This window comes from Streptomyces anandii JCM 4720, assembly GCF_014650655.1.
GTDB classification, from domain to species: domain Bacteria; phylum Actinomycetota; class Actinomycetes; order Streptomycetales; family Streptomycetaceae; genus Streptomyces; species Streptomyces anandii.
In genome coordinates this window covers 595,496-614,201 of record NZ_BMVJ01000002.1, presented here as the reverse complement: position 1 = coordinate 614,201, position 18,706 = coordinate 595,496, and the positions used below count along the sequence as shown (strand labels likewise).

Genomic DNA, 18,706 nt, shown 5'->3' with positions numbered 1-18,706 from the left:
CGCGGTGACGCCGTACAGCTCGGGCCAGCGGTCGTCGAGGTCCTCCAGGTCGGATCCGATGCCGTACACCTGGACGGGGGTGCCCAGCTCGGCGGCGACCGAGCGGGCGGCCTCGCGCCAGGGGCGGTTGTCGGGGCCGGTCAGCAGCACCATCGACCGGCCGAACAGGTCGTGCACGGAGATCTCCGCGCCGCCGCGGCGCAGCCGCAGGTGGGGGGCGCGGCTGCCGGGCCGGCCGTCGTTCTCGGCCGCCCAGAGGCCGTAGCCGGGCAGGGTGCCCTCGTCCCAGGGCGTGACGGCCGAGGAGCGGTAGCGGGAGGACAGCCACACCAGCGGGTCCTGGACCAGCTCGGGGTCGGCCGGGTCCGGGTAGGCGGCCAGCAGCCGGGCCCGGTCGCCGGCCCGCAGCACCGCCTGCTCGGCGGTCGCCGCGCACACGGGGCGCCGTTCCTCGTCGTAGCTGTCCAGCAGGTCCGGGTGGGCCCAGCCGTCCAGCACGGCGACGAGCTTCCAGGCCAGGTTGTGCGCGTCGATGACGCCGGTGCCGGCGTCGAAGCCGCCGCTCGGCGGCATCACGTGCGCCGCGTCACCGACCAGGTAGACCGGCCCGTGGCCGAACCGCTCGGCCACGCCCGCCCGGCCCGCCCACGCGCTCACGCTGTCGATGCGCGGCTCCAGGTCCGCCACCCCGGTGGCCGCGCGCACCAGTTCGGCGCACCGCTCCTCGGTGAACGACGCGGCGGGCTCCCGCTCGGGGTCGTGGCGCACGTGCAGCAGCCAGTCGGCCCCGTTGTCCAGCGGCATCAGGGAGCCGCGCACGCCCGGGTTGTCGACGTAGCCCATGATGAAGCGGCGGCCGCGCAGCGGCCCGGACAGGTCCGCGGTGAAGCGGACGGTGACGAAGTCGCCGAGCGTGCGGGCGTCGAAGCCGATGCCCAGGGCCTCCCGCACGGCGCCGCCGGTGCCGCCGGCGTCCACCAGCGCGCAGGCCCGCACCCGGTGCTCCTCGCCGCCGGCCCGGTCGCGGACCACGGCGAGGACGCCCTGGTCGCCCCAGCCCTCCTGCTCGAAGGAGACCAGCTCGGCATCGGGGCGCAGCCGCACGCCCAGCCGCTCCGCCCGCTCGCGCAGCGCCCCCTCCAGCTCCGCCTCGTCGCACAGGCACCACGTGGTCGGCGACAGTCCGCTCAGGTCGGCGTCGGCGTCCACGACGTACTTGGCGTCCAGGGCGCCCAGTTCGGGCCCGGCCAGCGACTCCATGGAGATGATGCCCGAGTTGCGGGCCAGGGCCCGCGCCGAGGGCAGGTCCCGTACGGCCTCCTCCACGCCCAGGGAGCGCAGCAGCTCCATGGCGCGGGGGTGGACGCCGAGGATGCGCGGCGGCCGGAGCCGTTCCCGCAGGCCTCCCAGCAGGTAGCAGTCCACTCCCTGCTCGGCCAGGAACAGGGCCGTCGCCAGCCCGGCCGATCCCGAACCGGCCACCAGGACATCGGTGTTCCTCAGTGCACTCCGGCCTGTACCGCTCACTGCCTCACATCCCTTCGACTTCCGCTTACGCCCGGTGCTCCACCAGCACGGAGGCGTCCTTGTCGCCGTCGCCCGCCGCCACCACGGCCGCGAACCGCTCGCGCACGGTGTCCAGCACCGGCATCGACGTGCCGAACCCGGCGGCGGCCTCCAGGGCCAGCCGGATGTCCTTCTCCATCAGTTCGGCGCGGAAGAAGGCGGGTTCGTAGGAGTGCTTGAGCATCAGCTCGGCGCGGAAGCGCATCACCACCGAGCTGAAGCCGCTTCCCGAGATCACCCCGATCAGCTGGTCGCGGTCGAGGCCCGCGGCGGTGCCGTAGGCCACCGCCTCGGCGAGCGAGGCGACCTGGGCGCCCAGCAGCAGGTTGAGGATCAGCTTGACGCTGGCCGCGGTGCCCGGCGCGCCCACGTGGACGACCTCCGAGCCGATCGCCTCCAGCACCGGCCGTACCTCGTACAGGTCGGCCGGATCCCCGGAGACGAACACCCGCAGCTCCCCCTTGCGGGCCTGGAGCGGGTTGCCGACCACACACGCCTCGACCCTGCGCAGTCCGCGCGCGGCCAGCCGCTCGGCGGCGGTGCGGGCGTAACCGGGCGAGACGGTGGAGGTGTCCACGATGACCGCGCCGGGCTGCAGCACCGGCACCACCCGGCCGAACAGCACCTCGTCGACGGCCTTGTCGTCGCTGAGGCTCAGCAGGACGAGCTGGTGGCCGGCCGCGGCCCGCTCGGGGGCGTCGGCGAGCTTGGCGCCCGCCTGGACGAGCGGCGCGGCCTTGCTCGCGGTGCGGTTGTGGACGGTGAGGGTGTGCCCGGTGTCCAGCAGCCGCCGGGCCATCCCCGCGCCCATGTTGCCCAGGCCGATGAAGGCCAGCTGGGGTTTGCTCATGGTGGTCTTCCTTCTCTGTGTCCGAGGGTGCGCCCGGCCGCCCGGCCCCTCGCGTTGCGGCTCCGGGGCCGGGCGCTCAGTAGGCGGCGTCGACTTCGTAGACGGCGAACGGCACGGCGGTGCGGGTGTCCCGGTAGGGCCTGAGCGGGGCGGTGTCCTCGCGGTGCTCCGCGCCCGCCTCCCAGGCGCGGAACGCCTCCAGCGATTCCCAGCGGCTCATCACCGCCAGCGCGGTGGGGTCCAGCGGGCTGCGCAGCAGCTCGTTGCCGAGCATGCCGGGCACCTTGGCGAGCCGCTCGCTGACCTCGTGGTAGGCGGACCGCACGGCGGCGAGCTGCCCCTCGTCCAGCGCGGCCTGGTAGACCACCACCCGCACCTCGCCCGCTCCGCCGCCCTCACCGGGCACTGACGGCCGCCCTTCCCTCGACGGCGTGCCGGATCTCCATCACGTGGAAGGAGCCGCCCTTGCGGAACGGGTGCAGCGTGGCCCGGTGTTCGAGGTGCGCGGGGCTGTCCTCGAACTGGCGGAAGCGCGGCTCGTCCACCCAGTCGCTGACGATGACGTACGTGCCGTCCGGCTCGCGGGACAGCGACTGGCCGAGGTTGGCGGGGTGGCCGGTGACCGCGTCGGTGCCGGCGAGCCACGCCTGCTCGAACTCCGTCTCCCGGCCCGGCTCTATCTCCAGCCGGAGCATCACGCGGAAGGTCATCAGGAGATCCCCCCGTCGACGCCGATGGTGTTGCCGGTGACGTAGCGGGACAGGTCGCTGGCGAGCCACAGCACCGCGCCGGCCACCTCGTCCGGGCGGCCCAGCCGGCCCAGCGCCGTCTTCGCGCCGTAGCGCTCGCTCATCAGGCGCTTCTGGTCCTCGGGCAGCTCGTGGTACTTCTCGGTCTCGATGACGCCGAGGGCGATGACGTTGAAGCGGATGCCCTTGCCGCCGAACTCCTTGGCCAGGGAGCGGTTCAGCCCCACCAGGGCGGCCTTGGTGGCGGTGTAGTGGGAGCGCAGCGGCACGCCGGCGTCCACGGCGCGCGAGCCGATGGAGATCACCGAGGAGCCCTCGCCGAGCAGGGGCAGCGCGTACTGGATCACCAGGTGCGCGCCGGTCAGGTTGGTGGCGAGGATGCGCTGCCACTCCTCCAGGTCCAGGTCGCCGTACGGCACGTGGCTGATCGCGCCCGCGTTGTTGACCAGCAGGTCCAGGCGGTCGCCGTGCAGTTCGCGGACCCGGGCGAGCAGACCGGCGATCTCCTCGGGGCGGGAGAGGTCGGCGCGCACCACGTGGTGGTTGCCGCCGGTCTCCTTCAGCTCCTCCTCGAGGGTGGTGACGTACTCGCCGGGGTGCACGTAGCAGGTGACGACGTCGACGCCGGCCCGCGCCAGGGCCAGCACGATGCCCCGGCCCACACCGCGCGTGCCGCCGGTGACCAGGGCCTTCTTGCCCCGCAGTTCGAGGTCCATGAAAGATTCCTTAGCTAGTTCTTGAGTGCGGGAAGGTCAGAGCAGGAAGCCGAGCGCCGCGCAGTTGACCGCGAGGGCGGCCATGGTGATCCAGCTGCGCCGGGTGTTCCAGGCGCCCCACTCGGGCCTCGGATCGCGGAAGTCGGCGGGCAGGTTGTCCGGGTCGAGGGTGCGCATCCAGCGGTTGACCGGGGCGTTCTTGATGACGGCGATGACCGGGGTGGTCGCGGTGAGCAGCCCGGCAAGCGCGAACAGCGCCTGGGCGCCGGCCCGGGGCGCGTCGAAGGCGAGCACCGCGTCCAGGACGACCGTGCCGATCAGGCAGACCGGCATGGCCGGGTCGTAGCGCCGGCCGAGGAAGGCGTGCGCGTACACGTAGCGGTCGACGGGCAGCGAGGCCATGTACGGGAAGCCGCCGAGCTGGGTGCCCAGCATCACGCCGGCCGCGAGGCCGTTGAGCAGCAGGAGCAGGGGGGCGAGGACTGTCAGCACGGTCACCGCTCCCTCATCCGGCCAGGGCGCGGGCCGCGGCCTCGACCTTCTGCTTGATGAGCTCCATCTGCACCAGGGTGTTGCGGTTGAGGTGCTCGGTCATCTGCTCGTCGGTCACCGGGGCGGCGTCCTTCATGTGGAAGTCCTGCACCCAGCGCATCCGCACACCGCCGCCGGGCTCCTCGGTGTACTCCCAGTAGATGGTCATGAACTCGAACGGCCCGGTCTCCACCCGCTCGGCGCGGACCGTGCGGGTCTCCACGAAGCTGGTGCGCCGCGACACCCAGCTCCAGACCTGGCCGTCCTCGTCGGGGTGCATGGTGAGGCGGAAGACGACCGTGTCGCCGTCGCGCTCCAGCACCTCGGCGGAGGCGTACTCGCTGAACAGGTCGGGCCAGTTGGGCACGTCGTTGGTCATGTCCCACACGACGTCCAGCGGCGCGTCGACGACGATCGCGTTGTCGGTGTGTCCGGCCATCGCCGAACTCCCTTCTCGTGTATCAGCCTCGTAGGTCAGCGGCCCAGGACGAGGGCCGAGGTGAATCCGCCGTGGCCGCGGGCCAGGACCAGGGCGTGGCGCAGCTCGGCCTCGCGGGCGTCGCCGGTGACCAGGTCGATCTCCAGGCCGGGGGCGGGCTCGCGGGTGCCGGTGGTGGCCGGGATGACGCCTTCGCGCAGGCTGAGCAGCGCGGTGGCCACGTCGAGCGGGGCGCCGCCGCCGTAGAGCCGGCCGGTGAGCGTCTTGGGTGCGGTGACGGGCACCGCGCGCGGTCCGAAGACCTGGGCGATGGCCTCGGCCTCGTCGCGGTCGTCGGCGGGCAGGCCCGCCGCGTCGGCGAAGACGACGTCGATGTCGGCGGGGCCGAGTCCGGCGTCGCGCAGGGCCGCCTCGGCGGTGCGGCGCAGGGCGCGCGGCCGTCCGGACTCCGGCGCCGGGTCGAAGCCGGCGGCGTAGCCGAGGACGCGGCCGTAGCCGGTGCCGGCGCCCCGTTCGGCGGCGGCCTCGGCGCTCTCCAGTACGAGGATGGCGCCGCCCTCGCCGGGCAGGTACCCGGACGCCTCCGCGTCGAAGGGCAGGTAGGCCCGCTCGGGGTCGGCGACGGTGGAGAGCTTGCCGGTGGTGAGCTGGGCGGTGAGCCCGTAGGGGCACAGGGAGGCGTCGGTGCCGCCGGTGACGACGAGCCGGGCGCCCTTGCGGGTGAGCCGGCGCGCCTGCCCGATGGCGTCCAGGCCGCCGGCCTGCTCGCAGGCCAGCACCCCGCACGGGCCTCGCATCTTGTGCCGGATGGACAGCTGGCCGGTGGTGGCCGCGTAGAACCAGGCGATCGACTGGTAGGCGCCGACCCAGCTGGGGTCGTTGCGGTAGAGGGCGGTCATCTCCTTCTGGCCGAACTCGGTGCCGCCGGACGAGGAGGAGGTGACGACCGCCATCTCGTACTCGGGGATGCGCGCGAGGTCGGCGCCGCAGTCCTCCAGCGCGGCCTGGCCCGCGGCGAGCGCGAGGTGGGTCCAGTGGTCGGTCTGGGAGATCAGCCGGCTGGGCACACCGGCCTGGGCGTCGAAGCCGGGGACCTGGCCGGCGTGGCGCACCGGGTAGCCCTCGGGGTCGAAGCGCTCGATGCGGCCGATGCCCGGCTTGCCGGCGAGCACCGAGGCCCAGTGGGCGTCGACGCCGATGCCGGTGGGCGCGACGATTCCCATGCCGGTGATCACCGGGGCGGCGCCGGAGGCGGTCCTGGTCGTGGGTGCGGTCATCGGGTGCTCCTTCCGGCCGCGGCGGCCGCGGTGCCCGGGCGGGCGAGCAGCATCGCGGTCTGGAAGCCGCCGAAACCGCTGCCGACGCTGAGCACGACGTCCATGGCGTGCTCGCGGGCGGTGACCGGGACGTAGTCCAGGTCGCACAGCGGGTCCTTGGTGGTCAGGTTGGCGGTGGGCGGCACCACCTGGTGCTCCAGCGCCAGCGCGCAGGCGGCGACCTCGATGGAGCCGATGGCGCCCAGCGAGTGGCCGACCATCGACTTGATCGAGCTGACCGGGATGTCGTACGCGTGCTGCCCGAGGCTGCGCTTGAACGCGGCGGTCTCGTGCCGGTCGTTCTGCTTGGTGCCCGAGCCGTGGGCGTTGACGTAGTCGACGGCGCTGGGGTCGAGGCGGGCCTGGCCGAGGGCGACGTCGATGGCCTCGGCCATCTCCCGGCCGTCCGGCTTGAGTCCGGTCATGTGGTACGCGTTGCTGCGGCCGGCGAAGCCCACGATCTCGGCGTAGATCCGGGCGCCGCGGGCGAGGGCGGCCTCGCGCTCCTCGATGACCATGACCGCGGAGCCCTCGGCGAGGACGAATCCGTCGCGTTCCCCGTCGAAGGGGCGCGAGGCGTGCTCGGGGTCGTCGTTGTTGGGGGTGGTGGCCTTGATGGCGTCGAAGCAGGCGGAGGTGATCGGGGAGATCGGGGCGTCGGTGGCGCCGGCCACGGCGACGTCCGCGGAGCCCTCCTCGATCAGCTGCACCGCGTGGCCGATGGAGTCCAGGCCGGAGGTGCAGCCGGTGGAGACCAGGGCGACCGGGCCCTCGGCGCCCACCTCGCGGCCGACCTCGGCGGCGAGGGTGGAGGGCACCATGTACCCGTACAGGTGCGGTACGCCGTACTCGTGGTCGACGAGCCACTTGCGGCCGCTGTCGGAGAGGGTGACGTACTCCTCCTCCAGGCCCATGGTGCAGCCGACCGCGCTGCCGATCGACACGGCGAGGCGCTCGGGGGCGAGGGCGGCGAGGTCGAGTCCGCTGTCGGCGACCGCCTCGCGGGCGCTGACGACGGCGAACTGCGCGGCGCGGTCCATCCGTCGTATCTGGCGCGGGGTCAGCCCGGCCGCCGCCGGGTCGAAGTCGACCTCGGCGGCCACCTGGGAGCGGAACGCGGCGGCGTCGAACAGGGTGATCCGGCGGGTGGCGGTGCGGCCCTCGGAGAGGGTCCGCCAGAAGGCCTCGCGGCCGACCCCGCCGGGCACCACCGCGCCGACTCCGGTGATGACGGCCCGTCGGGTCACGGCGTGCCACCCACGTCCGGGTTGGCCTGGTCGGGACGCTGGGCCTGCTCGGTGTCCACGTGGCCGAGCTCGGGCCGGGGCGCGAGCGGGGACAGGTGGAAGGTGCAGCGGGCGGTGACGTCGCCGGTGTTGACCAGGCGGTGGCGCACCCCGATGGGGACGAGCAGCGAGTCGCCGGCGCCGAGCGCGAGCGGCTGGCCGTCCAGGGTCATCTCCAGGGTGCCGTCGATGACGTGCAGGAACTCCTCGGAGTACGGGTGGTAGTGCTCGGTGACCCAGTCACCGGGCTCCAGGGTCATGACCCCGCCGAAGCCCGAGGTGCAGCCGACGGTCTTGGGGCTGAGGGTGACGCGCAGGTCGCCCCCGCGCTTGGTGTTGGCCTCGACCTCGTCCGAGGCGACCTTCACGGTGCGGCTGATGGCGGTGGTCACTGGATGCGTCCTTCGTCCTTGGTCCAGATGTAGAAGGGCTCGGCCATCGCGTCCCGGGGCTCCTTCCAGTCCGGGTCGTAGGGCTCCACGCACTGGGCGAGCCTGGTGTTGATGTCGTCGTAGAGCGGGTGGCTGCGGGCGCGGTAGAGGTTGGCGCCGATGTCCTCGTCGGCCTCGACCAGGTGGAAGTAGAGGCCGTGGAACTTGAACAGGGTGCGGCGGCTGACGCCGATCATGTGGGGCAGCTCGGTGGCGTCGGACTCGTCGAAGATCTTGGCGATCTCCTCGGTCCTGTCCGGCCGGAGCTTGGCGACGATCAGGGTGCGGTGCACGGTGTACCTCCCGGTCTCGGTCGACCGGGAACGTCCCACCGCGGGCTACAGGTCGGCTCGAATCGGCCTGAAGCGGCCGGGGCGCGGGGTTCGAGCGGTTCTCGTGCGGGCTGGTGTCGGCTGGGGCCGCACACGAGGACGTACAGAAGCCGACAGGTGAGGGACAGACATGCCGTTCGCAGCCATCACGTACGACATCAAGCCCGGACACGAGGCGGAACTCGCCGAGATCTTCGGCAACTTCAAGCGCGTCAGGTCGAGCCAGGTGCGCGACGAGGCGGGCGCGGCGGCCGGCACGATCCTGGCCACCGCGGTCTTCCTGCGCGACGACACCCTCGTACGGGTCATCGAGTACACCGGCGACCTCGAGGCCGTGGCCCGCCACATGGCCGGCCAGCCCGGCGTACGCGAGGTCGAGGCCAAGCTCAAGCCGTACCTGACCCGCCCCCGCGACACGGACACGGTCGAGGGCTTCGTGGCCACGTTCAAGCGCAGCCTCCTGCGCACGGTCGCCCAGATCTCGGCCCGGGACACGCCCCCGAACGCGGCCTAGGGCCTTTCTTCCGGATCAGGCCGCTCGGAGCGACCTCGCCTCCCGGCCGACCCGAGCGGGGTCTGGTGCGTGCAGCTGCAAGGCGGAGGAGGGAGTCGACGCGGAGCGTCGGCGAGTGACGACAACGCCGCTGGGGGTCCCCCCTGCTCGAAGAGCTTGGGGGAGTGCGTGCCAGACCCCGCGACCGGCGGCAGGATCCGGAAGAGAGGCCCTGACCCCGACGAACACAGCAGGGCGGCCGCACGTCCTGAAAACGTGCGGCCGCATCGCCATGCCCGCCAGACAGTGCCCGGAGGCCCCCCCACCCCGGCCGACTGGGCGTCCGGACAGGTTTCGGTCGCCGGGCGTGCCCGGACAGGCGTGGGTCACCGGGCCCGCCCGCCCCGCCTCTGGCCGCCTGGCCGTGCTCGGACAGGCCCCCGCCACCGGGCCGTGCCCGGCCGGCGCGGGGCTCGCGGTCCACGCCCCGGTCCGGCAGGCGGCACATCGCCCGGCCGCGGTCCACCGCTCCGCGCGGCCGGCGGCCGTCGGCGCACGGCCCGCGCCGGCACAGTCCCGGCGCCCGGCCGGGCTCACAGGTTGGTGACCGCTGTCGCCGTGGTGATGAGGGCCAGGACGGCCAAGGTGGTGCGCAGGTGGTGGAAGCGGCGCCAGGCCGGGCGGGGGTCCTCCCAGTCGGGCGGGATGGCGGTGGGGTCGGTGATGGACTTGACCCGGCGGTTGATGGGGACGTTGCACAGGTGGGAGACGCCCGAGACGCCGAGCAGCAGCACGGCGGCGAGGACGAACAACCCCCGTGCGACCCCGTCGCCGAGCACCGCCAGCACCGCGTTGACGGCGGTGCTGCCGAGCACGATCGCCGGCATGGTGGGATCCCAGTTCCGCCCCAGCAGTTTGTGCGCGTACACGTAGGTGCCGGTCTCCATCGCGAACAGCGCCGGAAGCACGCTGAGCGCGACGGCGAACAGCACCCCCGCGGTCACGCCGCCCCCCAGCAGGGCGGCGACCGCGAGGACTGCCTCGGGCCCGGTCATGACCTGCCGGCCTCCGCCGGGTGGGTGTCCACGGTGAGCTGGGCGATCGTCCGCATCGTCGACTCGCGGAAGTGCTCCGCGAACCCGGCCGGCGTCGTCGTGTCCACCGTCCGCGGCTCGGCGAGGTACGGCGCGAGCTTGGTCTCCAGGATGTGGACGCCCTTCTGCGCGGCCATGTGCCGGCCGATCGCCGCGAAGTCGCCCTCGTAGTGGATGACCCGGACCAGGACGTCGTCCTTGATGAACACGCCCGTGCCGAGCAGCTTCCCGGCCGCGTCGCCGTCGTCACCGGCGAAGTCGGGCCGGTCGACCCGCTGGAAACCGGCGAAGATCTCGGCGATCTCGTCCTCGTGACCGGGCTTCATCCGGTACGTGATGGCGGCGTAGGGCATCAGATTCCTCCGTCTACTTCGATGGTGGTGCCGGTGACGTAAGCGGCCGAGTCCCCGGCCAGGTAGAGCACCGCCCCTGCGACGTCCTGCGGACGCCCGAGGCGGCCGAGCGCGGTCAGCGCGGTGAGCCGGGCCGCCAGCTGCGGAGGCAGGCCCTCGTCCTCGGTCTCGGTGACCCCGGGCGCGACCAGGTTGACGCGGATCCCCCGGCCGCCGAGCTCCTTGGCGAGCGCGCGGGTGAACCCGGCCAGCGCGGCCTTCGACGCGCTGTAGTGCACGCCGAGCGGCCGCCCCCGCAGGGCCACCGACGCGCCGATGCCGACGATCGAGGAGCCCTCGCCCAGCAGGTCGAGCACGGCCTGGGTGACCAGGTAGGCCGAGGTGGTGTTGTGGTCGAGGACGCGGTGCCACTCGTCCTCGGTGAGCTTCTCGAACGGCACGTGCCCGTCCACGCCGAGGTTGTTCACCAGCACGTCGAGACCGCCGAAGCGCTCCCGCACCGCCTCGGCCGCCCGCTCGGCCCCCGCCCGCGTGGTCAGGTCTGCCGCGACGAGGGTGAAGTCGGTTCCGAGCGCGGTCAGTTCGGCGGTGAGCCGGCCGGCGGCCGGGCCGTCGCCGCGGTGGGCGACGGCGAGCCGGGCCCCGGCCCGGGCGAAGGCCAGCGCCGTCGCCCGGCCGATGCCCCGGGTGCCGCCGGTGACCAGCACCCGCCGGCCCGCGAGGGAACCCGGCGCCTCCGCCCGCGCGGGGGGCGCAGCGGTCATCGGACCGCCCCGGCCCGCGGCGCGGCCGCGACCATCTGGAGCAGCATGCGCGGCGTCTCCGCCTCGGCGACCGCGTCGTCGTCCAGCACGATGCCGTACTTGCGGTTGATCACGCTGGTGACCTGCAGCAGCGCGAGGGAGTCGTAGCCGAACTCCAGGAAGGGGGTGTCCAGGGCGTTCTCGCCCTCGAAGGCCATGCCCTCCTCCGGGGCGCCGACGCATTCCAGGAGCAGCTCGCCGAGCTCGGACAGGGTGATGTCGCTCACGATGGTTCCTTTCGGTCCTTCGGCAGGGGTGTGGGTCGTGCGGACGAGGCGCCGGCCGTGCCCGTGGCGGCCGGCCGTGCCCGTCGCGGCCGGCGGATCAGTGCCGGCCGGCCAGCAGCCGGGCGCCGCCGGGCGCCGCGCCGGCCGGGTCGAGGTGGGGCGAGGAGTCGAGCACCGCGCGGTGCAGGTACTCGATGCCGGGCGAGGGGTCGAGGCCGAGGCTCTGGTTGAGCGCGGTGCGCAACTGCCGGTAGACCTCCAGCGCGTCGCTGCGCCGCCCGGCCCGGTACAGCGCGAGCATCAGCTGCTCGTGCAGCCCCTCGTGCAGCGGGTGCCGCGCGGCCAGTCCGCACAGCTCGCCGACGAGCTCATGGTGGCGGCCCAGCCTCAGGTCCGCCTCGATTCGGCCGTGAAGAACGCTCATCCGCGACTCGTCCAGCCGCGTGGCCTCCACCTCCAGCAGGGCCCCGCACTGCACGTCCGCCAGCGCCCGGCCGTGCCACAGGGCGAGCGCCCGGCCGAAGTACGACGACGCCTCCGCCCAGTCGCCCTGCTCCAGGGCCCGGTGCCCGACCGACGCCAGGGCGTCGTACTCGCGGGCGTCGATGAGCCCGCCGTGGGTGTCGAGCCGGTAGCCGCCCGGCTCGGTGCGCAGCACGCTCTTGGCGCCGTTCGGCAGTTCGGCCTCCTCCTCGCCGAGCGCGGCCGCGATGACGTGCCGTATCTGGAGGATGTAGGTCTGCAGGGTGGTCTGCACACTGCGTGGCGGGCTCTCCCCCCACACCTCCTCCACCAGCGAGGCGACCGACACGGCCTCGTCGGCCTGGAGGGCGAGCAGGGCGAAGACCTTGCGGGGCTTGACGGCGGTGAGGTGTACCGGCACGCCGGCCAGAGTGGCCCGGAACGGGCCGAGGACGCTGATGTCCATCCGCGTAACTCCTATCGGAACGATGTGGTCAGCGGGCGGGCACCGGCGCCGCGGCGCGCAGCACCTGCCCGACTGCTCGCGGCACCTCACGCCCGCGGACGAAGAAGTGCGCGCCGGGGACGGTCCGCAGCCGGAAGCCCGCGCTGGTGCAGTGCCGCCAGGCGTCCACCTGGGCCACGGTCACCATGCGGTCGTCCCGGCCGGCGAACGCCTGGATGGGACAGGGCAGCGGACGGGCCGGCGCGCCGCGCAGACCCCGGGCCAGCAGCAGATCGGCCCGCAGCGTGTCGAGGGTGGCGCGCAGCCAGTCGGGGCGGCGCAGCAGTACCTCTGGCAGGCTCTCCTCGTCCGCCATCGCCTCCATCAGCCGTTCGTCGGTCAGATCGTCAAGGTCGGTGCGGTCCAGCAGGGCCGAGGGCAGCTGCGGGGCGGCGCACGCGCCGACGAGCAGCAGCCGCGGCGCGGGCAGCCCGGCCGCGACCCGGGCCTGGGCGAACCGGTGGGCCACCAAGGCGCCCATGCTGTGCCCGTAGAAGGCGTGCGGCTCGTCGAGGAGGTCCCCGAGGTCCTCCTGGAGGTCCGCGACCAGGCGCGCGGGGTCGGTGAGCCGCGGCTCGCGCGTCCGGGTCTCCCGGCCCGGCAGCCGTACGGGCAGGACGTCCACGTCCGCTCCGGCCCGCTGCCGCCATCCGGCGAAGGCCATGGCGCCCGCGCCGGCGTGGTGGAAGCACAGCAGCCGCGTCCCGGCGCCCTCGGCCCCGGGCCGTACAGCGAGGTATCGATGCACGCGGACCCCCCTTCGGTCCCGCACCGCTCGGCGGGTGCGGGTGTCGAGCGTCACCGCAGCACCTGGAAGCCCGCTCAACGCGCGCTCAAACGGGGGTCGGGCACCACCGGCAGCAGCGGCCGGGCCGCGGCGGCGGGCCCGCGGCCGCCGAAGCCGGGGTCGTAGACGGCGGCGCTGACCATGTACGAGTCGTCCACTAGCCAGCTGTGGAAGGACCACTCCCACCCGGCGCCGGGGGTGCCGTCGGGCCGCAGCATCTGCACCTGCCGGTCCTCGGGGGTGAACCCGAACTCGGTGAAGCGGAACCTCAGCCCCTGTCCGATGGCCTTGCTGTAGGCCTCCTTCAGGGTCCACAGGCGCACCAGTTCGCCGTTGCGGCGCTCCACCGGGACGGCGAGCACCGCCTCCAGCTCGTAGGGGGTGCACACCTGCCGCTCGGTGCCGAGGCCGAGCATCCGCCGGTCGGCGTTCTCCGCGTCGACACCGATCCGCCCGTGCCGGGTGAGGCCGACGACGAGGAGTTCCTCGGTGTGGCTGAGGCTGACGTCCAGCTGGTCCACGCCGCGCAGGTGCGGCCGCCCGCCGGGCTTGTAGGCCAGCTCCAGTTCGTCGGGCGTGGCGCCGAGCACCGCCGCGGCCGCCGACTTCAGCAGCAGCCGGGAGGCGACGAAGCGGGAGCGGTTGGGGACGTGGTTCATCTCCAGCAGCCGTTTGTGGTCCCGGCCCAGGGCGGCCGCGAGTCCGGGCCGCTGGAGGTCGTCGGGCAGCCAGTCGGCCACGGCCGCGTAGACCACCGACGTACCGGAGGACTCCACCTCGCGGCGCACCGGCAGCCAGGAGTCCGCGGGGCCGCGGTTGCGCAGCGGCCGCATCACGCCACCGGCAGTCCGGTCGTGCGCTCCAGCCGGCCGGCCAGGGCGCCGAGTGTGTGGACCCCGAGCAGCAGGTCGGGCAGGGACACCTCGCGCAGCACCGGGAAGCGCGTCTCCAGGCGGCCCTTGAGCTGCAGCAGCATGACCGAGTCGAAGCCCAGGTCGTGCTGGAGGTGCTGGCCGGGCCCAAGCAAGCCGGGCGGCCTGCCGAGGATGCGCGCCGCCTCCTCGACCAGCACGGCCAGCGCGGTGCCGCCGGATGTGGTGGCGTTGTCGTCCATGGCGTACTCCTTGTGTGCTCATCGGCCTATCGGTGTGGCGTACAGGTCGTAGCTACGGGCGTCGTCGAAGCGGTCCAGCACCTCGGCGAGCAGGTGTTCGGCGCCGGCCTCGGGGGCGCGTACGGCGGTGCGGTCGAGGCGGCCGACGATGCGGGCCAGCGCCATCGCCGCCCAGGCCGGGTCGGCGAGCAGCCCGCCGCCCGGCCCGGCACCGTGGTGCCACACGCCGAGGCAGGCGGCGCCGGCGGCGATCAGGGCGTAGCGGTCGGCCAGGGCGTAGACGCGGGGGCTCAGCCCGCCGGCGGGCCGGCGCCCGGCGAGCCGGGCGCAGTCCTCGCGCAGCAGCCGCAGTTCGGTGGCGAGCGCGTCCGCCGCCTCGCCGAGCGCACCCGCGAACTCCCCGCGCGCGGCCCGGGCGCTGCGCACCGCGGCGGGCAGCGAGGCGAGCAGCGAGTCACCGGCGGCAGGCAGCGTCAACTCTTCGGCCCTCACCGGCGGCAACCCGTCGTCGTACGGCCGGAACAGCCCGCCGCAGTCACCCTCCGAGTCATCATCGGCGCCCAACTCCGGTACCCGGAGCAGGTGTTCGATGATCACGCCCCGGCTGGCCGCGGTGCCCGCGCTGCCGAGCCCGATCATGGGAAGGTCCCGCGCCGCCTTCTGGAACATGCCGTAACTGCCGCTGGTGGCGTACGACTCGGAGCCGAGGACGACCGACAGGTCGTACACCATCTCGGTGAGTATGGTCGGCAGCAGATACTTCACCACCGCGCTCAGCGTGCGGCTCTCGCGCGGCAGAAGATGCACACCCCGGGTGGCGACCAGCGACAGGCAGTCGCACACCAGCAGGTCGGTGAAGGCGTCCACCAGCGCCGACCGGGTACGGGCGCTGCGCAGCGAGGCGCGGCTGCGGGCGCGGTGGGCGCGGGCGAAGGCGACGGTGGTGCGCAGCGCGGTGTCCGCGCAGCCCAGCGCCATCGAGGGACCGGTGCTGCGCGTCACGGGGAAGGCCCGCTCGGCCAGGATCGCCCCGCCGCCCTCGACGCCCAGCAGCCCGTCCGCGCCGATGCGGTGACCGGAGAACCGCAGTCCCTGGATGACGCACCCGCGGATGCCGCTGGTGCGCCGCCGGGGCAGCAGGTCGACGTCGGCCGCCCCGGGGCCGGGGAGCAGGAACGCGGTGTGGGCGTCCTCCCCGGCCTCGGGCGTGTGCGCGAACACGACGAGCGAGTCCACCCGCGCGGCGTTGTTGAGGGCCTCCTTGCGGCCGTCGAGCCGGTGGCCGCCCGGGGCCCGGGTGGCGGTGAGCCGGTTGTGCAGGAAGTCGTTGCCCGGCACCGGCTCGGGATAGGCGCCGGCCATCCGCCCGCCGCCGAGCAGCAGTTCGGCCGTCCGCCGGCGCTGCTCCCCGCTGCCGTCCGCCCACACCACGACGGCCGCCAGGTACGACGTCATCCCGTAACCGAGCCCGAGGGCGGCATCCCGGCGGAAGACCGCCCTCAGCACCCGGGCGAGCACGTCGAGCCGGTCGAGCCGGCCGCCCAGTTCGCGCGGCACGAACTCGGCGTTGAGACCGAAGTCGTCCAGCAGCCGCTCGGCGGCGGGCAGCAGTTGCTGTCTGCCGTCGGCGGCGAGGAAGTGGTCCGCGCCCAGCGGGTTGCCGGGGTCGTCGAGATCACCGAGGTCGTGTTCGAGCCGCGCTATACGTTCCCGCACGGCCTGTTCAGTGGTCTCCGCCCTGTTCACCGTCGTGGTCATGGCTGTCTCCGTCCTCGATCGGATCCCGCTGGGGCCCTGCCTAACCGGCGTGACTCAAGAGGCCCTCAAGTCCTGCCGGGCAGGGTCCTCGTCGAACGGCAGCCGCGGTACGGGTGTGCCGTCGGCGGCGAAGTCGACGCCCCCGAGCCACAGCCCGCCGTAGGCGACGAGCGCGTACCAGACCGGCCGGACCAGGCGGTCGATCGCGAGCCGGGCGGTGCGCCCGGAGCCGTCGGCGAGCCGGCCGACGTCGTCGGTGATGGTCATGAACGTCCCTTCCCTCGGTTCCCCCGGCACCACGCCGGGACGGGGAGGGTCGCCCTCCGGCCTCGGCACGCCCTCGAGGAACCCTCGCGGCACCGGCGTTCGAGCGGGATTCGAGCGCGGCATGGTCAACTGGGCGCGCGCACACGACGGCGTGCGCGCGCAGAGCGGCAGGAGGAGGTGAGGCGGGCCGATGCCCCAGCGAAATCCCCTCAGCCGGGTGACCGTCGTGCAGCGCTTCGCGCCGGCAGGCCCCGGCGAGGCGCTGGAGCCCGCACTGCGCGCCTACGCGCGCTACCGCGAGGGCCTGCGAGGCTACGACAGCGGAGTCACGCTCCGCCTCCTCCCGCCCACCGCCGGCTACGTCCGCCTGGACCTGTGGCACGGCATGGACGCCCTGCTGCGCGCGACCCACGACGACAGCTTCCTGCCCCACCTGGCCGCGGTGACCTCCCCCACCCACCATGAACTCGCCGTCAGCGTGGGCCGCATGCCGGCCACCGTCCCCCTCACCGAGGCCGCGCACCTCCTCCTGGTCCGCGCCGTGGTGGACAGCGAACCGGCCCGCTTCGAAATGGACTTCGGCGCCCTGGTGGGCCAGTGCGTGGCAGCCGAGGGCTACGGCGGCAGCGACCTCCTCCGCTCAGTGGTGGACCCCCGCGCCTACACGGGCATCCTGTGGTGGCACACCCGAACCCACTGCACCCGCGCCCTGACCACCCCCGGCTACCTGGACCGCCGCACCAAGCTGACCACCACAGCCACCGTCACGGAGTCCGAGGCAACCCCACTGCACTGACCAAAGGGCCGCCCCCCCCCACCGCCGGAAAGCCGCCCACGACGGGAAGGGGCAGTCGGGGCGCGTCACAGCCCCGGCCCACTACGCACCGCAGGCGATCCCCGAGCCCCCCTCAAGCCCCCACCACCACCCTCCCCGGTATGGATCAACCGCTGTCCCTCTCCATAGTCCGAGGCCACCCCACCCCCGAAGAACTGGCCGCCCTGACCGCCGTACTACTGGCCCGACTGCGCGCAGCAACCCCGGACGCACCCCCGGGGGACGGATCCGCCCGCGCCCCCTGGACCCCCACCCACCCCCGCCGCCGCCCCCCGGTCGCATGGTCCCGGGCACAAGCCCGGCCGTAGGCCCGGACAGCCCGCGTCGAGCTTCCCTCTAGGCCCCCCGTCCTACGTTCGAAAACAGGATGGTTCCGGGCGCACGAAGACGGGTCGGGCGCCCGCACGACGACCTGCCAGGGGGACCCCACATGAGCGAGCACGACACCTTCGTAGAACTGATACGCGACAGAGTCGCGCGGACCCCCGACCGCGAGGCCCTGCTGCTCCTCCCCGACAGCGACGAGCGCGGACGGCCGAGCCCGGTCTCCTACCGCGCACTGGACTCCGCCGCCCGCGAACTCGCGGGCTGGCTCCAGGCGCGCGGCGCCCTGGGCGAGCGGGTGCTGCTGATGCACACCTCCCGCCGCCAGTTCGCCGTGTCGTTCCTGGCCTGCCTCTACGCCGGCGCGATCGCCGTCCCGGCCCCGCCCACCGGCGGCGGCCGCCACCACGCGATGCGCGTCGCGGGCATCGTCAAGGACGTGGCGCCGTGCGCGACCTTCACCGACGCGGCCCTCGCCCCCGACGTATCGAGGCTCCTCGCGGCCTGCGGCCACGGCTCAGTGCCCTGCCTGGCCGCCGACGCGGTGCCCGCCCGCAGCCCCTGGCGGATGCCGGAGCTGTCCGGCGACACCGTGGCCTACCTGCAGTACACCTCCGGCTCCACCGGCGCCCCGCGCGGTGTGGTGGTGACCCACGGCAACCTGATGGCGAACCTGCGCTCGATCGCCCGCGCCCTGGACACCGGGCAGGGCGAACGGATCGGCGGCTGGCTGCCGTTCCACCACGACATGGGCCTGGTCGGCCAGTTGCTGCTCCCGCTCTCCCTGGGCGGCACCTCCGTGCTGCTCTCGCCCGAGGCGTTCCTGAAGCGCCCGGCCCGCTGGCTGGAGGCGATCGGCCGCTACGAGGTGGCGGTCAGCGGCGCGCCGGACTTCGCCTACGAACTCTGCGTACGCCGCGTCCCGCAGGAGGAGGTCGAACTCCTCGACCTGTCGGGCTGGCGCACGGCGGTGACCGGGGGCGAGCCGGTCTCGGCGACCACCGCCCGGGCCTTCACGGAACGCTTCGCCCCGGCCGGCCTGCGCCCCGGCGCCCTGACACCGTGCTACGGCCTGGCCGAGGCGACCTTGCTGGTCACGGCCGAAGACACTCAACAACCCCTCTCGGTACGGCAAGTGGACGGTGCCGCCCTGGAGCGGGACATGCTGCGCGACCCGCGCCCGGGCCGCCCGGAGCGCGGTCTGGTGGCGTGCGGCCGCCCGGCGGGCGGCGAGGTGCGGATCGTCGACCCGGAGTCGCTGCGGGCCCTGCCCGACGGCGAGGTCGGCGAGATCTGGGTCCGGGGCACCGGGGTGGCGGGGGGCTACTGGCGTGACCGGGCGGCGACGGCCGAGGTGTTCGAGGCGGTGACCGGCGACGGCGAGGGCGGCTTCCTGCGCACGGGCGACCTCGGCGCGCTCGTCGAGGGCCGGCTGCACGTGACGGGCCGGCTCAAGGACGTGATCATC

At 73.9% G+C, this 18,706-nt stretch carries 25 protein-coding genes; 4 read left to right on the top strand and 21 right to left on the bottom strand.

The genetic code is table 11. The features are described from left to right. From IE249_RS05965 to IE249_RS05915, 11 genes are all read right to left on the bottom strand, one after another. Positions 1–1,482 (bottom strand): FAD-dependent monooxygenase (locus IE249_RS05965; RefSeq protein ID WP_189703667.1); only part of this gene is annotated, 1,482 nt, incomplete at its 3' end. Between the two features lie 70 nt (positions 1,483–1,552). Next, positions 1,553–2,416, bottom strand: coding sequence for an NAD(P)-dependent oxidoreductase (locus tag IE249_RS05960; protein ID WP_189703666.1), 864 nt, complete (start codon positions 2,414–2,416; stop codon positions 1,553–1,555). A gap of 76 nt (positions 2,417–2,492) precedes the next feature. Continuing rightward, positions 2,493–2,822, bottom strand: a complete 330-nt coding sequence (locus IE249_RS05955; protein WP_189703665.1) for an antibiotic biosynthesis monooxygenase family protein — start codon at positions 2,820–2,822, stop codon at positions 2,493–2,495. Further along, complete coding sequence (locus tag IE249_RS05950) at positions 2,812–3,126, bottom strand: antibiotic biosynthesis monooxygenase family protein (RefSeq protein WP_189703664.1); 315 nt, start codon at positions 3,124–3,126, stop codon at positions 2,812–2,814. Before IE249_RS05950 ends, IE249_RS05955 begins: the two co-directional genes overlap by 11 nt. Continuing rightward, on the bottom strand, positions 3,126–3,881 hold the full coding sequence (locus IE249_RS05945) for an SDR family NAD(P)-dependent oxidoreductase (protein ID WP_189703663.1): 756 nt from the start codon (positions 3,879–3,881) through the stop codon (positions 3,126–3,128). Before IE249_RS05945 ends, IE249_RS05950 begins: the two co-directional genes overlap by 1 nt. A gap of 36 nt (positions 3,882–3,917) precedes the next feature. Beyond that, positions 3,918–4,379 carry an anthrone oxygenase family protein gene (locus IE249_RS05940; RefSeq protein WP_229857604.1) on the bottom strand — a complete coding sequence of 154 codons (462 nt, stop codon included), beginning with the start codon at positions 4,377–4,379 and terminating at the stop codon, positions 3,918–3,920. Between the two features lie 7 nt (positions 4,380–4,386). After that, the gene (locus IE249_RS05935) at positions 4,387–4,851 is read right to left on the bottom strand and encodes an SRPBCC family protein (RefSeq protein WP_189703662.1); all 465 of its coding nucleotides are present in this window, start codon (positions 4,849–4,851) and stop codon (positions 4,387–4,389) included. Positions 4,852–4,886: 35 nt separating this feature from the next. After that, positions 4,887–6,128 carry a ketosynthase chain-length factor gene (locus tag IE249_RS05930; protein ID WP_189703661.1) on the bottom strand — a complete coding sequence of 414 codons (1,242 nt, stop codon included), beginning with the start codon at positions 6,126–6,128 and terminating at the stop codon, positions 4,887–4,889. Then, positions 6,125–7,414, bottom strand: coding sequence for a beta-ketoacyl-[acyl-carrier-protein] synthase family protein (locus tag IE249_RS05925; RefSeq protein ID WP_189703660.1), 1,290 nt, complete (start codon positions 7,412–7,414; stop codon positions 6,125–6,127). Before IE249_RS05925 ends, IE249_RS05930 begins: the two co-directional genes overlap by 4 nt. Further along, a complete protein-coding gene (locus tag IE249_RS05920; protein WP_189703659.1) occupies positions 7,411–7,845 on the bottom strand; it encodes a cupin domain-containing protein in 435 nt (144 codons plus the stop codon). The genes IE249_RS05925 and IE249_RS05920 overlap by 4 nt, the downstream gene beginning before the upstream one ends. Next, entirely contained in the window at positions 7,842–8,177 is a 336-nt protein-coding gene (locus tag IE249_RS05915; RefSeq protein ID WP_189703658.1) for a TcmI family type II polyketide cyclase, read from the bottom strand. Before IE249_RS05915 ends, IE249_RS05920 begins: the two co-directional genes overlap by 4 nt. Before the next feature lie 169 nt (positions 8,178–8,346). On the opposite strand from IE249_RS05915, the gene IE249_RS05910 reads away from it, so the two are divergent. Further along, positions 8,347–8,730 (top strand): SchA/CurD-like domain-containing protein, encoded by a 384-nt coding sequence (locus tag IE249_RS05910; RefSeq protein WP_189703657.1) that lies wholly within the window; start codon positions 8,347–8,349, stop codon positions 8,728–8,730. Between the two features lie 572 nt (positions 8,731–9,302). On the opposite strand, the gene IE249_RS05905 is transcribed toward IE249_RS05910, so the two are convergent. The 10 genes from IE249_RS05905 to IE249_RS05860 all read right to left on the bottom strand — a co-directional run bounded on the left by IE249_RS05905 (position 9,303) and on the right by IE249_RS05860 (position 16,079). Then, the gene (locus IE249_RS05905) at positions 9,303–9,764 is read right to left on the bottom strand and encodes an anthrone oxygenase family protein (RefSeq protein ID WP_189703656.1); all 462 of its coding nucleotides are present in this window, start codon (positions 9,762–9,764) and stop codon (positions 9,303–9,305) included. After that, a complete protein-coding gene (locus IE249_RS05900; RefSeq protein WP_189703655.1) occupies positions 9,761–10,156 on the bottom strand; it encodes a SchA/CurD-like domain-containing protein in 396 nt (131 codons plus the stop codon). The genes IE249_RS05905 and IE249_RS05900 overlap by 4 nt, the downstream gene beginning before the upstream one ends. Then, positions 10,156–10,920 carry an SDR family NAD(P)-dependent oxidoreductase gene (locus IE249_RS05895; protein WP_189703654.1) on the bottom strand — a complete coding sequence of 255 codons (765 nt, stop codon included), beginning with the start codon at positions 10,918–10,920 and terminating at the stop codon, positions 10,156–10,158. Before IE249_RS05895 ends, IE249_RS05900 begins: the two co-directional genes overlap by 1 nt. Further along, positions 10,917–11,186 carry an acyl carrier protein gene (locus tag IE249_RS05890; RefSeq protein ID WP_189703653.1) on the bottom strand — a complete coding sequence of 90 codons (270 nt, stop codon included), beginning with the start codon at positions 11,184–11,186 and terminating at the stop codon, positions 10,917–10,919. Before IE249_RS05890 ends, IE249_RS05895 begins: the two co-directional genes overlap by 4 nt. A gap of 97 nt (positions 11,187–11,283) precedes the next feature. After that, positions 11,284–12,114 carry an AfsR/SARP family transcriptional regulator gene (locus IE249_RS05885; RefSeq protein ID WP_189703652.1) on the bottom strand — a complete coding sequence of 277 codons (831 nt, stop codon included), beginning with the start codon at positions 12,112–12,114 and terminating at the stop codon, positions 11,284–11,286. 28 nt (positions 12,115–12,142) lie between these two features. After that, positions 12,143–12,901, bottom strand: a complete 759-nt coding sequence (locus IE249_RS05880) for a thioesterase II family protein (protein WP_229857601.1) — start codon at positions 12,899–12,901, stop codon at positions 12,143–12,145. 74 nt (positions 12,902–12,975) lie between these two features. Further along, a complete protein-coding gene (locus tag IE249_RS05875) occupies positions 12,976–13,773 on the bottom strand; it encodes a 4'-phosphopantetheinyl transferase family protein (protein WP_189703651.1) in 798 nt (265 codons plus the stop codon). After that, the gene (locus IE249_RS05870) at positions 13,773–14,054 is read right to left on the bottom strand and encodes an acyl carrier protein (protein WP_189703650.1); all 282 of its coding nucleotides are present in this window, start codon (positions 14,052–14,054) and stop codon (positions 13,773–13,775) included. Before IE249_RS05870 ends, IE249_RS05875 begins: the two co-directional genes overlap by 1 nt. 18 nt (positions 14,055–14,072) lie before the next feature. After that, positions 14,073–15,812: an acyl-CoA dehydrogenase family protein gene (locus IE249_RS05865; protein ID WP_189703649.1), complete on the bottom strand. Its 1,740-nt coding sequence runs from the start codon at positions 15,810–15,812 to the stop codon at positions 14,073–14,075. Positions 15,813–15,866: 54 nt separating this feature from the next. Continuing rightward, on the bottom strand, positions 15,867–16,079 hold the full coding sequence (locus tag IE249_RS05860) for a hypothetical protein (protein ID WP_189703648.1): 213 nt from the start codon (positions 16,077–16,079) through the stop codon (positions 15,867–15,869). 190 nt (positions 16,080–16,269) lie between these two features. Here IE249_RS05860 and IE249_RS05855 point away from each other — a divergent pair, with 190 nt between their 5' ends. The 3 genes from IE249_RS05855 to IE249_RS05845 form a co-directional block, all read left to right on the top strand. Continuing rightward, complete coding sequence (locus IE249_RS05855) at positions 16,270–16,875, top strand: hypothetical protein (RefSeq protein ID WP_189703647.1); 606 nt, start codon at positions 16,270–16,272, stop codon at positions 16,873–16,875. A gap of 140 nt (positions 16,876–17,015) precedes the next feature. Then, on the top strand, positions 17,016–17,222 hold the full coding sequence (locus tag IE249_RS39955) for an acyl-CoA carboxylase epsilon subunit (protein ID WP_189703646.1): 207 nt from the start codon (positions 17,016–17,018) through the stop codon (positions 17,220–17,222). 122 nt (positions 17,223–17,344) lie between these two features. After that, positions 17,345–18,706: fatty acyl-AMP ligase (locus IE249_RS05845; RefSeq protein WP_229857594.1), on the top strand; the 1,362-nt coding region annotated here is incomplete at its 3' end.

What these genes read in the sequence shown, in the direction of transcription:
- IE249_RS39955 (WP_189703646.1), top strand. Translation starts at nt 17,016, where the DNA reads ATGGATCAACCGCTGTCCCTCTCCATAGTCCGAGGCCACCCCACCCCC.
- IE249_RS05930 (WP_189703661.1), bottom strand. Translation starts at nt 6,128, where the DNA reads ATGACCGCACCCACGACCAGGACCGCCTCCGGCGCCGCCCCGGTGATC.
- IE249_RS05945 (WP_189703663.1), bottom strand. Translation starts at nt 3,881, where the DNA reads ATGGACCTCGAACTGCGGGGCAAGAAGGCCCTGGTCACCGGCGGCACG.
- IE249_RS05855 (WP_189703647.1), top strand. Translation starts at nt 16,270, where the DNA reads ATGCCCCAGCGAAATCCCCTCAGCCGGGTGACCGTCGTGCAGCGCTTC.
- IE249_RS05935 (WP_189703662.1), bottom strand. Translation starts at nt 4,851, where the DNA reads ATGGCCGGACACACCGACAACGCGATCGTCGTCGACGCGCCGCTGGAC.
- IE249_RS05900 (WP_189703655.1), bottom strand. Translation starts at nt 10,156, where the DNA reads ATGCCCTACGCCGCCATCACGTACCGGATGAAGCCCGGTCACGAGGAC.
- IE249_RS05875 (WP_189703651.1), bottom strand. Translation starts at nt 13,773, where the DNA reads ATGCGGCCGCTGCGCAACCGCGGCCCCGCGGACTCCTGGCTGCCGGTG.
- IE249_RS05885 (WP_189703652.1), bottom strand. Translation starts at nt 12,114, where the DNA reads ATGGACATCAGCGTCCTCGGCCCGTTCCGGGCCACTCTGGCCGGCGTG.
- IE249_RS05865 (WP_189703649.1), bottom strand. Translation starts at nt 15,812, where the DNA reads ATGACCACGACGGTGAACAGGGCGGAGACCACTGAACAGGCCGTGCGG.
- IE249_RS05895 (WP_189703654.1), bottom strand. Translation starts at nt 10,920, where the DNA reads ATGACCGCTGCGCCCCCCGCGCGGGCGGAGGCGCCGGGTTCCCTCGCG.
- IE249_RS05910 (WP_189703657.1), top strand. Translation starts at nt 8,347, where the DNA reads ATGCCGTTCGCAGCCATCACGTACGACATCAAGCCCGGACACGAGGCG.
- IE249_RS05905 (WP_189703656.1), bottom strand. Translation starts at nt 9,764, where the DNA reads ATGACCGGGCCCGAGGCAGTCCTCGCGGTCGCCGCCCTGCTGGGGGGC.
- IE249_RS05870 (WP_189703650.1), bottom strand. Translation starts at nt 14,054, where the DNA reads ATGGACGACAACGCCACCACATCCGGCGGCACCGCGCTGGCCGTGCTG.
- IE249_RS05860 (WP_189703648.1), bottom strand. Translation starts at nt 16,079, where the DNA reads ATGACCATCACCGACGACGTCGGCCGGCTCGCCGACGGCTCCGGGCGC.
- IE249_RS05960 (WP_189703666.1), bottom strand. Translation starts at nt 2,416, where the DNA reads ATGAGCAAACCCCAGCTGGCCTTCATCGGCCTGGGCAACATGGGCGCG.
- IE249_RS05950 (WP_189703664.1), bottom strand. Translation starts at nt 3,126, where the DNA reads ATGACCTTCCGCGTGATGCTCCGGCTGGAGATAGAGCCGGGCCGGGAG.